The organism is Pontibacter vulgaris (genome assembly GCF_022758145.1).
In the GTDB taxonomy this organism is placed as follows: domain Bacteria; phylum Bacteroidota; class Bacteroidia; order Cytophagales; family Hymenobacteraceae; genus Pontibacter; species Pontibacter vulgaris.
The window spans coordinates 206,931-222,573 of sequence record NZ_JAJVDH010000005.1; the positions used below are offsets into that span (position 1 = coordinate 206,931).

General features: G+C 44.9%; 12 protein-coding genes. 4 read left to right on the forward strand and 8 right to left on the reverse strand.

The annotated features are described in order from the left end of the window. Positions 1 to 337: 337 nt before the first annotated feature. Positions 338 to 3,064, forward strand: coding sequence for an alpha-L-rhamnosidase-related protein (locus tag LWP20_RS13315; RefSeq protein ID WP_242928644.1), 2,727 nt, complete (start codon positions 338 to 340; stop codon positions 3,062 to 3,064). Between the two features lie 266 nt (positions 3,065 to 3,330). Here LWP20_RS13315 and LWP20_RS13320 read toward each other — a convergent pair whose 3' ends face one another. Then, a complete protein-coding gene (locus tag LWP20_RS13320; protein WP_242928645.1) occupies positions 3,331 to 3,726 on the reverse strand; it encodes a DUF7793 family protein in 396 nt (131 codons plus the stop codon). Positions 3,727 to 3,796: 70 nt separating this feature from the next. Between LWP20_RS13320 and LWP20_RS18395 the strand changes: the two genes are divergently transcribed. Together LWP20_RS18395 and LWP20_RS13330 are read left to right on the forward strand one after the other, a co-directional pair. Beyond that, on the forward strand, positions 3,797 to 6,235 hold the full coding sequence (locus LWP20_RS18395) for a GNAT family N-acetyltransferase (protein ID WP_242928646.1): 2,439 nt from the start codon (positions 3,797 to 3,799) through the stop codon (positions 6,233 to 6,235). 35 nt (positions 6,236 to 6,270) lie between these two features. Next, positions 6,271 to 7,962, forward strand: coding sequence for a response regulator (locus tag LWP20_RS13330; RefSeq protein ID WP_242928647.1), 1,692 nt, complete (start codon positions 6,271 to 6,273; stop codon positions 7,960 to 7,962). 154 nt (positions 7,963 to 8,116) lie between these two features. Here LWP20_RS13330 and LWP20_RS13335 read toward each other — a convergent pair whose 3' ends face one another. Both LWP20_RS13335 and LWP20_RS13340 read right to left on the reverse strand, forming a co-directional pair. Then, positions 8,117 to 8,308: a CsbD family protein gene (locus LWP20_RS13335; RefSeq protein WP_242928648.1), complete on the reverse strand. Its 192-nt coding sequence runs from the start codon at positions 8,306 to 8,308 to the stop codon at positions 8,117 to 8,119. A gap of 137 nt (positions 8,309 to 8,445) precedes the next feature. Further along, positions 8,446 to 11,007 (reverse strand): TonB-dependent receptor, encoded by a 2,562-nt coding sequence (locus LWP20_RS13340; RefSeq protein WP_242928649.1) that lies wholly within the window; start codon positions 11,005 to 11,007, stop codon positions 8,446 to 8,448. 401 nt (positions 11,008 to 11,408) lie between these two features. Between LWP20_RS13340 and LWP20_RS13345 the strand changes: the two genes are divergently transcribed. Further along, positions 11,409 to 11,822 (forward strand): OsmC family protein, encoded by a 414-nt coding sequence (locus LWP20_RS13345; RefSeq protein ID WP_242928650.1) that lies wholly within the window; start codon positions 11,409 to 11,411, stop codon positions 11,820 to 11,822. Position 11,823: 1 nt separating this feature from the next. Here LWP20_RS13345 and LWP20_RS13350 read toward each other — a convergent pair whose 3' ends face one another. The 5 genes from LWP20_RS13350 to LWP20_RS13370 form a co-directional block, all read right to left on the reverse strand. Next, a complete protein-coding gene (locus tag LWP20_RS13350) occupies positions 11,824 to 12,543 on the reverse strand; it encodes a hypothetical protein (protein ID WP_242928651.1) in 720 nt (239 codons plus the stop codon). Positions 12,544 to 12,734: 191 nt separating this feature from the next. Further along, on the reverse strand, positions 12,735 to 13,529 hold the full coding sequence (locus LWP20_RS13355; RefSeq protein WP_242928652.1) for a S1/P1 nuclease: 795 nt from the start codon (positions 13,527 to 13,529) through the stop codon (positions 12,735 to 12,737). A 215-nt stretch (positions 13,530 to 13,744) separates the two neighbouring features. Further along, entirely contained in the window at positions 13,745 to 14,992 is a 1,248-nt protein-coding gene (locus LWP20_RS13360) for a hypothetical protein (protein ID WP_242928653.1), read from the reverse strand. Positions 14,993 to 15,059: 67 nt separating this feature from the next. Continuing rightward, positions 15,060 to 15,332 (reverse strand): hypothetical protein, encoded by a 273-nt coding sequence (locus LWP20_RS13365; protein ID WP_242928654.1) that lies wholly within the window; start codon positions 15,330 to 15,332, stop codon positions 15,060 to 15,062. An 11-nt stretch (positions 15,333 to 15,343) separates the two neighbouring features. Continuing rightward, complete coding sequence (locus tag LWP20_RS13370; protein ID WP_242928655.1) at positions 15,344 to 15,634, reverse strand: hypothetical protein; 291 nt, start codon at positions 15,632 to 15,634, stop codon at positions 15,344 to 15,346. Between the last annotated feature and the right edge of the window lie 9 nt (positions 15,635 to 15,643).

The window sequence follows — 15,643 nt, forward strand, 5'->3', positions numbered from 1 at the left end:
GTAAAGTTTGTAGCATTTTGGATGAGCGTATACTTAAGCTAATGTAAGCTTTTGCTGCAGATTATCTAGTGGGCTGACGGTTTTATTCAAGACAAGGGTATAATGATAGAAAAGATCACTGATAAAATATATATCCTTCTCTTTTCGTAGCCATGTTATTACACACATAAACTATGGAAAACAGCAAAACCTGTATTTTCTCACCCATTTGCTTCCGGCTAACTGTAGTGTACCCATAATAGCGCGAAACGAAATAATTGTATAATTTTAAAGACTCTATACTACGGTTCAAATCGCGAGTTTTAGGGTGTACTTATTATAACTTATAATCATTCAAATGAAGCATATCTCTCTCCGGTCAAGTATACTTTTTTCGTTATTAGTTATGGGAGCCTGTCAGTCACAAAAACCGGCTGCTGATACAAGTATAGCTGCTGAAGTAAGCAGTAAAAAAGCCATGTACCAATCTCCGGCTTATAGTATTTACCCCGATAGTGTGGTGCAGGGTGAGTATGTGGCAAAAGTGCTTTCGTCTACCGAACTTACCTCTGATTACCAAAGCCCGGTAAATGCTACCATGAGCCCGAAGGTTGTATTTAAGTTTGCCATAAACGGTCGCGACAACGAAATGGTACCCGGAGCCGACCACTACTTTAACTGTATCGCCGATAATGGTAATTGTATTACGCCTGTGATCACGTTTGGTAAGCAGCTGAAAGATGATGCTGAAATTGCAAGCGATGTATACCTGACCCCAAATACTAAAATGAAGATCCGCCTGGACATGCGCCCGGTGCTGGAAGCCTTTAAAAAGAGCGGGGTTTATACTACGCCAACCGGCGACAAGATCTATAAAGAAGATTTTAAGGGTGTGTTTATAGCTGGCGGCACCGACCCTTTGAGCTGGGATTTTGACAACCTGGGCGGTAAAAAAGAAATGCAGCTTCAGGACCCGGACGGCGATGGAATTTACGAGATAACCTTGCTGATGAACGAGAACCGCGAGGAGAAGATGACGGCTCAGCAATGGAAAATGACCCTCAATGCCAACGCTTTTCCGCAGTACCAGTCTGATTACCCGATAGCCGACGCATTGTATAACCTGGCGCTCGAAGAAATGATAATTGCCGTAGAGCCTGACAGCACTTTCAGAACAGGTAAGGAATGGGCCGGCGTCTGGACCCGCGATATCAGCTACAGCATTATACTTAGCATGGCGCAGCTTCAGCCAAAAGTATCGATGTATAGTTTGATGCGCAAAGTAAAAGACGGCCGCATTGTGCAGGATACCGGAACGGGCGGCGCATACCCGATCTCGACGGACCGCATGATCTGGGCCGTGGCAGCCTGGGAAGTATACAAAGTGACCGGCGACGAGAAATGGCTGCGCGATACCTATGCCATCATCAAAAAATCTATAGCAGACGACCAGAAAAACGCTTTTGACCCGGAAACTGGCCTGATGCGTGGCGAGTCGTCGTTTCTGGACTGGCGTGAGCAGTCCTACCCGCGCTGGATGCAGCCTGCCGATATCTACGCCTCAGAAAACCTGGGTACAAACGCAGCGCATTACCAGGCCAATATGGTAGCCGCTCAAATGGCCGAGTTGCTAAAGGATACTGAAGCCGTAGCTGGTTTTAGAAAGACTGCCGAAAGTATAAAACAAGGTATAAATAAGCACTTGTGGCAGGAGGAGAAGGGCTACTATGGCCAGTATCTGTATGGTCGTAACTATAAGATTCTGTCACCGAGAGCGGAAGCGTTAGGAGAGGCCTTGTCTGTTATTTATGGGGTAGCCGATGAAGCACGCAGCAAAACTATAGTTGCCCACACACCGGTTACGGATTTCGGTATACCAAATATCTATCCTTATATTCCGGGCATTCCGCCGTACCATAACAATGCCGTTTGGCCGTTTGTGCAATCATACTGGGCACTGGCTGCTGCCAAAGCAGGCAACGACAAGTCGCTGACCGAAAGTATAACTGCTATTTACCGCCCTGCTGCTTTATTCCTGACTAATAAAGAGAATTTTGTAGCTATCAGCGGCGATTATGCAGGCACGCAGGTAAACTCCAGCAACATGCTGTGGAGCCTTGCCGGTAGCCTGAGCATGGTGTACAAAGTATACTTCGGGATGGATTTTAAAGCCGACGGTATAGAACTGAAACCGTTTGTACCGAAAGCTTTTGCTGGTAACAGAAAACTGACCAACTATACTTACCGAAATGCTGTGCTGAACTTTGAAATGAGCGGTTACGGCAACCAGGTAAAAAGTATAACTATGGATGGCAAGCCAATGGAAAAGCCATTTATACCAGCTAACCTGGCGGGCAACCATACCATTAAAATTGAACTGGCTAACAACGAAGCAGGAGGTGAGATAAACCATACCGTGGATTATACTTCGCCTGAGACACCAAAAGTGACTTATACTTCAGGCAAACTAACCTGGCCATCTGTAGAGGGGGCGGTTACTTATCAGGTTATCAAAAACGGACAGGCACAGGAGAAAACACAGAACAATAGCTTAGCTGTAACCGAAGGCGCTTATGCCGAATATGTAGTGTTGGCCGAAGACAAAAATGGTGTTACCTCGTTTGCCAGCGAGCCTATAGTTGTAGTGGCCGGCAAGTATAAAATGCAATACGAACTGGAGAAATCGCTGCCTAAAGCCAACCTGCCTTACCGCGACTTTTCAGGTACCGGTTTCGTGGAGATCAGCAAACAGAAGAACAAGGAAGTGAAAGTAAGTATAACCGTACCGGAAGATGGTGTATATGCGATTGATTTCCGCTACGCCAATGGCAACGGCCCGATAAACACCAGCAATAAAGCTTCTATCCGTACGCTGAAATATAATGGTAAATTTGCAGGTACTGTTGTGCTGCCGCAGCGTGGCAACGACGAGTGGAGCAACTGGGGCTTTACCAATGCCGTGCAGGTGCCGTTAACCAAAGGCAAACATACTATTTCTGTGGTTTTTGAACCGCATAACGAGAACATGAACGGCGACGTGAACCAGGCGATGTTAGACTACATGCGTCTGGTAAAGATCAAATAAATATAAAGCTGATTTAAGTATAAAGTCCTCCTGTTGGCTTAAGTACTGGCAGGAGGATTTTGTGATTTTTCAGGTTTGATCAGTAGGCAGCTGTTTTCATATAGCTGCAAAAGCATCTTTATGTATTTACACGATGTAACAAAGTATAAACGTGCTCATCCAGCCAGGGCCAAAGTATAGCCTGGTAAGGGTGAATTAAGTAAGTTAAGGTTGAAACAGGAAGCGGGGAGAGTGAGTGGCAATAGCGAGCGTGGCAGCGGTGTGGGTTAGCTTTTAAATTGGGCAAGCCACTTAAGTGCACTATTCTTATCAGTGAACATTTGAGTTGGGTTTTTAGGCTTATTAACCCGTATAAAAAAGTTAGCAGACATTTTTAGCATCGGCGACCCAATTAGAATGGCACTGGCAATTACAAGATCATTTCCTTCATTTGCCAGGTAATCGCGACCTTCCTTTGTTGATTGCTTTACTCTTGTGATATCAAATAATACAGGATATGACTTATTCTCGCTATACTCAATACGTTGTTTAACACAAATTTTAGCAGTCTCCAGATCTACCAGCTCTATGTCTTTATAAATACAGTACAAAATTCCATCTATAACACAGAGGTTAAGATAGTCGGTAGACGTGATGCTGGAATTTTTTTCGGAGTTAGTCATTCAAGATTTAAACAATTTTCATGGCGTGCTTGTTATGCACCCATTACAAATGCAATTATAGGTAAAATACGTGGCAAAAATAAGACACAACAATATCATTGATACGGTAGATTCTGTTCTTAGCGTTTCCAAAAAGAAGGGAATTATTCATTTACATGCAGAAGATCAGGAGCTTAGTGGCCAGCATCTTACTTTAAACAGCAAAAAAGTTTTACACTTTGGCACCTGCGGCTACCTTGCTTTAGAGCATCATGCTGCAGTAAAACGTGGTGCAATAGATGCCATAGAGCGCTTTGGTACCCAATTCCCGATGTCGCGTACTTACATTTCTAACCCGCTTTACAGCGAGCTGGAAGGCCTGATTAAGCAGATGTATAATGTGCCGGCCGTTATCTCCAAGAATTGTACTTTAGCTCACCTGACAACTATACCAAGTATAATCCGCCAGTCTGACCTGATAATATTAGACCACCAGGTGCATGCCAGCGTGCAGGAGGCCGTTAAAAAACTGCTGAGCCAGGGCGTAACTGTCGAGATGATTCGCCATAATAACCTGGAAATGCTGGAAGACCGCATCAAGAAGCAAAGAAGCAAGTTTGATCGGATCTGGTATATGGCAGATAGTGTGTACTCTATGTATGGCGATTTTGCTCCTATCAAGGATATGATTGCGCTGGCAGAAAAATATGAGCAGCTATACCTGTACGTGGATGATGCCCACGGCATGAGCTGGGCAGGCAAGCACGGGACCGGCTATGCTATGAGCCAGATGCCTGATGGCCTTTACCGCAAAATGATACTGACAGCTAACCTGGGCAAGGCATTTGGGGCATGTGGTGGTTTGTCACTGTTCCCGAACGAGGAATGGTATAACAAGGTAAATAACTTTGGCGGTCCGCTTACATTTTCTGTGCAGATAGAGCCTGCAACATTGGGCGCAGCAATCGCCTCTGCTAAAATACACCTCAGCAACGAGATCTATACTTACCAGGAAGAACTCCAAAAAAAGATCTCATACTTTAACAAGTTGTTGAAGCAAACCGATTTACCTTTGGTGCACGAGTGCGAAAGCCCGATCTTTTACATCGGGACGGGCACCATGGATATGGGTAACCACCTGGTGCAGGCGCTGCTTAACGATGGCGTATACGTGAATCTGGCCACATTTCCGGCAGTGCCAGCCAAGAATATCGGCGTCAGAATTACTATCTCGCTGAGCAATTCTTATGAGGATATTGAAGAGCTCGTACGCAAACTCGATATTCATTTTAAAGAAGCCCTTATTGCCACAAACCAAACGCACGAAAACATCAGGAAAGCTTTTAAAATGCCCGCGTTAGAAATGGTTATAGCTTCGACTAAAACTGTTGCCAGCACTGACCTGACTGTAAAGCGTTATACTTCTATTACTGAGCTAGATGCTGCTTACTGGAACAAATACCTGGGTAACCGTGGCATGTTCGATTGGAACGGCCTGAAGTTCCTGGAAGAATCTTTTAAAGATAATCCGGAGAAAGAAAGCAACTGGGGCTTCAGGTATTATACAGTTCAGGATGCTGAAGGCAAACTGGTACTGATGACCTTTGCTATCGTAAGTCTTCTGAAAGAGGATATGTTCTCGCAGGCGTCTATTTCGAAAGCAATTGAGAAAGAGCGTGAATCAAATCCTTATTATCTGACATCGACTGGTATTTTAATGGGCAGCCTGTTTACAGAAGGTAACCATTTATACTTAGACAGAGAAAGCCCATACTGGAAAGAGGCGCTGAAAGCACTGCTGGCTGAGCTCTACAAAGATCAGGAAACCGAAAATGCAAGCAGCATCATGATCCGTGACCTGGACGCCAACGACCCGGAATTGAATGAGTTTATGGTGGAGCAGGATTTCGTAAAGCTGGACCTGCCGGAGTCTTGTGTAGTTGAAAACCTGGACTGGATAACAGAAGATGAATACAGGCAAACGCTGACCAAGAAGGGCAGGGAAAACTTTGTGCAGAAGATAAAGCGATATGAGCATTACTATGATGTACAAGTAAAGAACCGCCTCTCAGCCGAAGAATTACAATATGCTGTTTCGTTGTTTAAGAATGTTAAAAGCAACAACTTTGCAATCAATAACTTCCTTTATCCCGATAAGCTCTTTAGCCTGCTAAACGAGAACAATGCCTGGGAATTTGTTGTGCTTTATTTAAAGGAGGAACACTCCCTGAACAGGAAGCCGGTATCGGTTGCCTTTTGCCACAAGAACGCCAGCAATGTGTACAACTTCATGTTAATAGGTATGGATTATGAGTACCTGCTGGAGTACAACGTATACAGGCAAACCCTTTACCAGGTAATTAAAAGAGGCCATGCCCTGGGCAGTAAAAAGATAAACTTCGGCATTTCTGCCACTATGGAGAAGAAAAAGGTAGGCGCCACACCATATCCTAAAGTTGGTTATTACCAGGCAAAAGACAACTTCGCTATGGAAATGATGGGAGCTACCTTTGCAATTGAAAGAGAATAATGGCGTTTGCCATTTAAGAGTATAAAGAGTACCACGTGAAAGTTCTAAAAGACAGACTTGAAGATATAATTACACTGATCGCGGAAGTGGCCAATGGTAATTTCGATTACCAGTTGGAGGTCTCTGAAACCGGCGATGAGTTAGATGCAGTAATAGAGGGTGTTAACATGCTGGGGCAGGAGCTGAAAAACTCCACTGTCTCGCGCGATTTTATGCAGAGCATTTACCAGGGTGTAGTGGATATGCTCCTGGTTCTGAATACTGATTTCACTGTGCGAAGCTCAAATGAGGCCTTCGAGGAGATAACCGGTTATAGAGAAGCCGATATTGTTGGCTTACATATTTCAGAACTTTTCCGGCTCACCAATAACCCTGATTTTGAGAAGGTGCTGGCTGATTTTGAGGAAAAAGGCAAATGCCTGAATGCAGAGTTAATACTGGATGCAAACCAGAATGCTGCTATTTCTACTTCGTGCTCTTTCTCTTATCTCAAAAATAACCAACAGGAAAGAGATGGTATCCTGATTGTTGCCAAAGATATAACAGAGCAGAAACGAAAAGAGAAGGAATTGAAAGAAGCTAAGGAAAAAGCAGAAGCAGCCAACGAAGCAAAAAGCAGTTTCCTTTCCAGCATGAGCCACGAGATACGGACGCCCCTGAACGGGATCATGGGTTTTACAAATCTGTTGATGGATACTACCATGAACCAAACGCAGGCGCAGTATGTCAACCTGATCAAAACATCCGGCTCTACGCTAACCAGGCTCCTGAACGATATACTTGACCTGCACCGCATAGAGCAGGACCGTATTGCCATAGAAGCTATCCCTTTCGATTTGCGCGAATCTATAGCCTCGCACCTGGAACCTTATAAATACCTGGCAGATGGTAAAAATATTTCCTTTGCTTATACTTTTGATGCTGCTATACCCCGCGTAGTAATCAGCGACCCAACGCGTATAAATCAGGTACTTATAAACCTGGTAAGCAATGCCATTAAATTTACAGAAACAGGAAGTATAAAGGTACATGGCGAGCTCATAGCCATAAACGAAACTGATAAGTCTGCGGAATTGCGGTTTAGCATTACCGATACCGGAATCGGAATACCGAAAGAAAAGCAGGAAATTATCTTTGATTCTTTCACACAATCCGATCAGTCTACGTCGCGCAAGTATGGCGGATTTGGGCTGGGGCTGGCCATCTGTAAAAAGCTTGTAAACCTGATGCAGGGCGAAATAGGCATTTTAAGCCCGCTGCCGGGGCAGCAGAACGGAGCCACTTTCTGGTTTACAACCAAGCTACATTTCCTCGATAACGAGGCGGTGGAGCCGGATGTTGATGATTTTGATATCAATTTCCAGCTGCATGATGATGTACAGGTACTGGTTGTAGATGATAATGCCATTAATGTGCTGCTGATGCAGGATGTACTTGAAAACTACGGGGCAAAGGTAACAACGGCACATAATGGAGAAGAGGCAATTAAATTAGCGCTGGCCCAGCCATTCGATATTATTTTTATGGATATTCAGATGCCCGAAATGGATGGTCTGGAAGCGGCAAGCAGGCTCAGGAGAGCAAACTTTGTAAGTCCGATTATTGCCTTCTCAGCCAATGCTTATAAAGATGATATCGCAAAAAGTATAAAAGCAGGCATGGATGACCATTTGTGCAAGCCTTTTACAAACAAAGACCTGGTAGCGTTACTTAAAAAATGGTTGTAGCTGGCGTGTTCTCAGTTGCCCATAGCGGCTAAAGTAATAAGTTTTCTTGAGCGGCAAAGTATAAAATAAGTGCCGGGTTGTTAATCAGGGCAAGTAAAAAAAAACCGTATCCGGCCCAGGCCGGATACGGTTTTTTTATATGGTTTAAATTGATCTATAAGGAATCAATCCATTGTTTTAGTTCATGTTTGGCTTTGCCGGTTTTCTGCTGAAGCTTGCCCAGCCACTCGTCCTGCTTACCTTCATCGTAAGTAAGGTCATCATCGGTCATGTCGCCGTACTGTTGCTTTATTTTTCCTTTGAGCTCGTTCCAGTTACCTCTTGCTCTATATTCTGCTTCGTTCATAGCTTTTATATTAAATTTATACTTGATCTATAAAAGTATTTACGGGTACGGGGCTGTATCGTTTGCAAGCAGCATAAAAACGAAAGCCTCTTCATTTTGAAGAGGCTTTCTGACAGGTAGGTAGTAGTAGTTGTATCTTAGCCAACGCCGTTGCCGTCGCCTTGCTTGGTATCGTCGTTGCGGATTGATTTTTTACGCTTAGGCGGTTTCTGCTGATCCAGCTTGCCGAAGTTATAGTTGAAAGTTACACGCAGGCCGCGGTTATAGTTATTAATGCGGATATGCTGCTCGTATGCTCTTGGGTTTGTAGGAGTTTTAGGCGCTACCACATCGTTTTTCATGCGCATATTCTCACGGAACGGGTTGTCCAGACCGATGCTGATGCCACCTTTCTTATCAAATAGATCCTTTTTAATAGCCAGGTTGTGGTAAGAGAAGGAGTTAAACTTACCCAGCAACTGTACGCGGCGTGAGTTGAAACCACCATTAAATTGTGCAGAGAAGCCCTTGCCAAAAGTATAAGACGAGTTAGTGTTGATGTTATACATCCAGCCGCTGTTGCTGTTATAAGCACTGTTCAGGTCTACAAAGTATACGTTTGCGCTACCACCAACAGTCCAGGCATTGGTCGGCTTGGTATTTCCGAAAAGGCTCATGCCGTAAGTTTTGTTTCGGGCAATGTTCTGGAACGATAAGGTAGTTACATCTTTGCCGTCTATGTTTTCTATATAAGCGATTGGCTCAATGGCGTTATCTGTCTGGCGCATGTAAAGCGTAGCGTTGATAGAGGTTGTTTTAAAGAACGTGCTGTAACCTAACTCATACAGGTTTGTGAGCTCGGCATCCAGGTTCGGGTTACCTTGCACATATGTATTGGACGTTTGCTCCTGGCGGTACGGGTTCAGGAAAAACAACGATGGGCGCTGGATACGCTGGGTAAAGTTTGCCTTAAAAGTATGCTTGTTCTTCAGGTTGTAAGATAAAGCCAGGCTTGGGATAAAGTTATCGTAGCTGGTTGTGTAATCAGTGTCTTCGCCTTGCAGGTCGGCGTTGATATCTGTATACTCATAGCGGCCGCCAAACTTCACGTTCAGCATTTTCTTTAAGGTAAAGCCGTAGGTCAGGTAAGTGGCGTAAACGTCCTGCTCATAAAAGAAAGCGTTTGTTTCCACATCCGTAGACGGCAGGTTTTTATACTTCGCGTCGCTGTCTACATCGCGCAGAATGTTCTTTGCCCCGATCTCCAGTGTTGTTTTGTTATCGAAAGGGTGTGTATAATCTACCTGGAAGGTTAGCTCTTTGTTGCTGCCGTCGTTTGTATTACGCTTCAGCAGGTAAGGAGCTTCTCCGTCGTTATAATAATCCTGGTTAATCTCGTTATCGGTGTTGGTTACAGAGTATAAAGAAAGCAGTGCTAACTCCTGGCCTTGTTTTTTAAAGTAGTGTGTAAAATCAAGGTTATAGTCTGTACCGATGCGCAGGTTATAATTTCTGATCTTGTTATTGAAGTCGTAAACTTCTTCTCCACCTACTGTAGAAGAGGCTTCCTGATCGTTGCGCATGCGGAAGGTACCACCGTTTGTGCGTATACCACCGGATAAACTGTTTTTAGGCGTAATATCATATTCAAACCCAAGCTGACCATTCATAAAGCGGCCGTTTATGCGGGTATCGCCACTCTGGAAACTGTAAGAGTCATCGTCAGTAGTAGTAAGGTCGCCGGGAGCAAGCATGGTGTTGGTCATGTTACCTTTGTTATAGAACATGTGGCCACCAAAATTACTGTTGATGCCCAGTTTGCCACGGCGCACGTTCAGGCTGGCGTTACCATTGCTGGAGCGTGTACCGCCAGTAAGCGAAACTGAACCGGTAACACCCTGTAGGCCTCCATCGCGCTTGGTAATAATGTTGATAATACCGGCTGTACCTTCAGCATCATACTTCGCAGATGGGCTGGTAATTACTTCCACAGATTTGATCTGGTCGGCTGGGATCTGCTTCAGGGCGTCGGCTATACTTCCGGCCATAATAGCAGAAGGCTTGTTGTTGATAAGCACGCGCACATTAGAGCTACCGCGCAGTTGCACGTTGCCATCCGTATCCAGCGACAGCGAAGGTACTTTCTGTAATACATCTGCAGCGTTTCCTCCGGCGTTAGTAATGTCTTTCTCAGCGTTGTAAACAGTGCGGTCTATTTTCTCCTCCACCAGCGGTTTTTCGCCGGTTACAACTACTTCGGTAAGTTTTTTGGCATCAGAAGCAATACTGATAGCGCCAACATTCACTTCATCATTATCAGATGAGATAGTAACGTCTTCTACCATTTTTTGCTGATAGCCCAGGAAGCTTACCTGCAGTTTATACTTACCGGCAGCTACTTTGGCAATCGAGAAACGCCCTTTCTCATCGGCCATAGTGCCATCTATCGGTTTGCCTGCTGCGTTTACAAGCGCAATGGTGGCAAACTCTACCGGCTTTTTGGTGTCGGCATCGAGCACGGTGCCGCTGATTCTGGCGTTGCCCTTAGGCGCTGTGGTGCCAGGCATGCCGGCCTGTTGTTGTGGGCGCGCCTGCTGCGCACCGGGTGCCTGGGCAAACACTGCAGTAGTGCTTAAGCCAAGCAGGATCACTAGTAATTTTTTCTTCATAGTTTTGGTAGCATAGTTTATCGGGTATTCCGATCGTATTTTATTAGTCATTTTATTAAAGCTTTGGCAAATCTTTATGCTTGAGTATACAAAGTAAAGTCGCATTTTCGAGCTAATAAAACAGATTATACCAAAACATAGCATTTCTATATGAATAGGCCGATGAAACCGATGAGCAGTTGGTAGGTGTATTAAGGGGATTGATCGGAAACTTTGCGATAGCAGCCCGCAGAAGTATAAATTAAGTAGCTGCATTAAGTTTAGGCTTACCTGTCAGCTCTGTTTAGCTCTCGTTTCAGGAGGCGTTTAAACCGGAATTTGGAAGCGGGGGTTCAGTATGAATGAAAATTTAGAATATAAAAAAATCAGGTTGGGGGATTTCGTGTTTTATACTTGCCGGATATGATTTTGCACTGTGATTTATACTTTATACTTTCGCAAAAAAGACGGATATGGAGGTTAACTTAACACGCTTAAACCAGGATTTTCATTTTGCAGCAACCGGAGCATCAGGAGTTGCTGTGCACATGGATGCCAACCCCGAAATTGGCGGACACAACCAGGGTGCCCGCCCTATGGAGATGCTGCTGATGGGCCTTGGGGGCTGCAGTGCCATAGATGTTATACTTATACTTAAAAAGCAGCGCCAGGAAATCGGCTCATTCGACATAAAAGTTACAGCCGACCGTGAGAAAGTAGAAGAGCACACTGAGTTCCGTAACATTAATGTGCATTTTATACTTGGTGGCAACCTGAACGAAGAAAAAGTGCGCAGAGCCATTGAGCTATCGCTGGAGAAATACTGTTCCGTAGCAATGGCACTTTACAAGACCTCCACAATTACCTATACTTTAGAGTTGGTTTAGGTCAGGTACTCAGGCTGGCTACATACTTAACCAACGAGCGTTTGGCTATGGGTAGCAGCGAGTTTTCGAGCGGTACCGGCACCCTGGAAACAATTGCAAACGTTGCAGGATTAGGTAACTCACTCCGTTCTCGCACCAACTGTATTTTCAGGCTTTCGTGGGTATGGGCTAACCCGCGGCGCACAGTTTGCAGGTGTATAGTGCTGATGCCCCTGTACTTGTCGTAGGTGTTTTCGAAAATGGTGATCTGGTACACATAAACCTGTACCTCTTTACCCGGGAAAGCCTCCAGGAATAGATACCCTTCGTTATGATACATGGGCGTAATACCCACGGGGCTTATCTCTAGATGGCGCTCCACAAAATCATACAACTCTTTTCCCGATTCTACTGCTTCACCAAATAAGGGAGCAGCATACTGTATGATCTCCTCTATCTGCTGCATGGTTTCATCGTCTTCCACAATTTTCTGGTACACCAGCTCCAGCTTTTCAAAATCTGCGCGGCTGATGCGTTGCGGAAAAGACTCGTAAACCAATTGCTTATGCTCTTTTACCTGCAACAGATTGCGGTAATGCATAATAAGGTCGGAAAATACGGGGTATAGGCGCTGGTGTCCAAATTCAGTTCTGGCAGACTTCAGGTAAGCCAGCAGCATATATTTCTTATACTCAAAATCAATAAGCCCTTCGGTAAGCCAGTTGATGGGTAGGGTGTTCATAGCCTTCAACTTTTAAGGTTTATACTTGCTGTATTTAACGCAGGAAATGGGGGAGAAGGTTAGAAGGATAGGAGTTAAGCGTTAGAATACTGCTGCCTTGGAAGCGTCTTTCCTACTTATGACTGCCCAAAAAAAGAAAAGCCTTCCTGCTATACTTGCAGGAAGGCTTTTTTACTTATAGGATTTTATACTTACCCGTAGATCTCGTTCAGCAGGCCGGCCAGGTGAATACCACCTTTCAGCAGTTGCTGGTTCAGAGTATCCAGGTGGTCGTAGTTGTAACGGTAACCTAGTTTCTCTTCCGGCTTTAGTTCGCTGTATAGTTTGTTGCTGATCAGGTACGACTCGTACAGCCACTGGCTGATCGGCTGTTTTTGCCACTCTTTGCGCTGTGCTTTGGTAGTGTGGTTAAGGGCAGTGCTGTACTCTGTGTAGCTTAGGTCCTGAGATTCGATCAGGTCGCTGTCCCACAGGCGGTGCAGGTTGGTAGGCTCTCCAAACCAGAACAGTTTTACACGGTTACCACCTAGGTCTTCCGGGCGGCCTGTATGCATTGGCTGATGAATATCACCTACCATGTGTATTACCAGGCGCAGGTACATCTGTGCTTTATCTTTCGGCAGATCTTTTTTCTTCAGCTCCGATACCAGCATGTTCAGTTTCGTGTGCACGTTGGTAGCAGTGTCCTGCATCAGGCTTTTCGTGAACTCATCCTGGTTCAATCCTTCCTTAAAGTTGATGTAGTGCCACGTATCCAGGTATTTGTAGCTTGGTTCAGATTTAATAAAATCGGCCCAGTTGCTGGCCATTGCCAGAGATTCTGTGCCCAAAACTTTCTTTATCTGTTTTTTTGCTTTGCAGCTCAGGTTACGTTCTGCAATTTCGCCTACTACGCGGTGTCCCAGCATACCCCAGGCCATAGACTGAAGCGGCAGGTACAGGAACAAGCCCACCAGCAATAATTTTTTAAGCGCGTTAAATGCCATTGATGTAAAACTATAGGTTAGAGTAATTCGGCAGCAAAGGTCTGAAAAATCTGCAGAATCACGACACCTCTTGTTAAGAATTGTTCGGCTGTAGTATAGGCGCTTTTTTAAACTGGCTGTAGGTATGCTTTTTTCTGTTTGCCCCTTATACTTGCTGGTGAAAATACGCAGCAAGTATAAGGGGCAAACAGTCAAAACTCTAAAAAGCTTTTGAACTAGTTAAAGCTGAAGAGCACCGGGAAAAGAAACACTACCACCAAAATCCAGATAACATATACAGGCAGGTAAGCGGCAATGGCTCTGCCTAATTCCGAAAGATCTGCTTTTCTTGTAAGGGACTGAAAGAGGGAGCGGGTTACCAGCAGCAGGTTGAAGAGGATCAGGATGTTGCTGCCCAGCACTGCCAGCCTGTTTGGTGTAATGCCCCATTCTGCGATCCGGAACATAATAGCAGATAAGGCAATACAGTTTACGATAGCGGTAACTATAGCAAGCAGAAACAGGACCCATCTGCCTGCCTTATCCTGCTGCTTACCAGAGCTATCGGCAATAGAGAAAAAGATGAGCGCCATTACTCCAATCAGCAGCACATTAAATAATATCAGGAAATCCCTGTCGGTATATGGGTCTTTTCCCGAGAAGGGGATAGCCAGCAAATACGCGGTTAGCATGATAAGAACCAGAGGGCTGAATATTTTAGCAATTACCGGCGATACCTTGTTTACCAGTTGCGGATTGGTTTGTGTAAGGTAGGTGGCAACTATAGGTATAGCTGCAAGCCCGAACACACCAACATATTCTGCATAAAACTGCTCTATCTGCAAGCCAATTATTGCAAAAAGTCCTATGGTAATTCCGGTCAGGATCGCACCGGCTATAACCAGCAGTGCGGTCATTACCAGTAGGTCGCCGTTAAAACGGAGGTAGCCCAGCCGCCTGTTATAGTTGTTAAGTTCATTGCCAGTATAGGCTACTCCCAGCATCGCCCAGAGCAGCACAGGCAAATGTAAACAGGCCAGCACCAGTGTATCGCTCTCGTTAGTGTTGCCGGGCAGTAGATTTATGTACAGCAGGCTGATGATGGTAACCCCACCCAGCAGGGCTAATCTGTTTTTCGCCAAATTGTTCTTCCAGGCAAAATAAGCTGTCAGCAGCGGGAACACGATAAAGCCAATATTTCTTGGGTAAAAGAACTCTTCGCTGATAGGTAAGAATGCCGGAAGTTTAGCAATAGTGCCAGCCAGCAATGAGGCTATCAGCACGAGCAACAAATCTTTGCCGGTGCCCCAGGAAATCTCATCACCTTCGTAGTTCAACCTTTCGTTCCAGAAATCTGCCAACAGGGTACCTTTCAATTCCGGGTAAATAGTTCTGAACTCCTGTATAAAAGGCGTTTTGTTATTTCTGTATAGCCTTTCGAGTTGACCCGGGTCGTTTAAGTGCGTAAGTATTTCGTTTTTCATGGTTGATTGATTAAAACCGAAGAAATTATAGTTTGCTGAAGCCGTTTTATTCCGCTGTTCTGGATACTTATAGTTTATCGATCATATCCCCGAGGTCGCTGACGCCTAAGGTGAACATAAAAATGACAATGCCTAAGATAAGCTTTACCACAATTGGAATCTGGAAACCTAGTTTTTGCCTGAACCAGGCAGTTGCAGGAGGAAGATAAACCAGGGAAAGAAGCAGGTAAACGATGCCCGGAACAGGGTGTACCAATACAATATTCAGTACACCCACAACCAGCACAAGTATACCAAACACCCAGCTAATAATTTGCAGTGGCATAACGTAGTTTCTCATGGTGTTAGAGCTTAACTACCAGCGAACGGAGTACCAAAAATACCTACGGCAAGCTCAGCCCAAATGAGGAAGAGCGCTACCAGAATGAATGCAATGAGGCCGATGCGGTAATCCATGTTCCGTACCTTTCTGATCACAAGTTCAATTACAAGGCCGGTGCCAAGTAGCAGTATACCCATCACCACAAAATCGCCAACGCCCCAGTTTACTTCATTTGTAAATTGCATGGCTATCAACGGAATAGAAAGTAGAAATGCTACTCCGGCCACAATGCCAACTAGTCTTTTGTTTTGCGCAATCATAATGTTCTG